Annotated in this window: 1 protein-coding gene; it reads right to left on the reverse strand. The window is 32.6% G+C overall.

The features are described from left to right. Positions 1-23: 23 nt before the first annotated feature. Positions 24-524 (reverse strand): transposase (locus tag B0A78_RS11480; RefSeq protein WP_145955916.1); only part of this gene is annotated, 501 nt, incomplete at its 5' end.

Consider the following 524-nt stretch of genomic DNA (forward strand, 5'->3'; position numbering starts at 1 on the left):
GGCTCAGATTAATTTTTTGGGGATTAAGCAAAAAGTTTCTCCATTCTAAAGAGGAAGAATTTAGTATCCACCACACCTCTTTGATTAGCTCTAAAGAGTTTTATTTTTGAGTTAAAGGATTCAGCATTTGCGTTTGTATGTCTTTTTACGAAGAAGTTTGCAATTGTTTCCAAATGATAATTTAAACTATTGGCAACGGTATTAAAGACAGTCATTTTAAATTCTTTGGTTTTGGATATCCAATTCAATATTTTTTGTTTAGCCTCTTCTTTTGAGGTGTATTCATAAATATTTCTAAACTCTTGGGTGTGTTTATAAGCTTGATGTATTAGAGGATAATGTTGGAACAATATTTGGGCTCGTACTTTTTGGGTTTCTGTCCATTGGTTGGGTTTCTTGGCAATGATATAACGACATCGAGCCAATAGTTGTTTGGGAGTGTCTTCATTTTCAAAAGTTATTGGAATGTATTTTATTGCTTGCTCCTTTGCTTTTTTGATAGCCTGATTCTCTTTTTCAATCTC

The organism is Flavobacterium columnare NBRC 100251 = ATCC 23463, assembly GCF_002530675.1.
GTDB lineage: Bacteria > Bacteroidota > Bacteroidia > Flavobacteriales > Flavobacteriaceae > Flavobacterium > Flavobacterium columnare.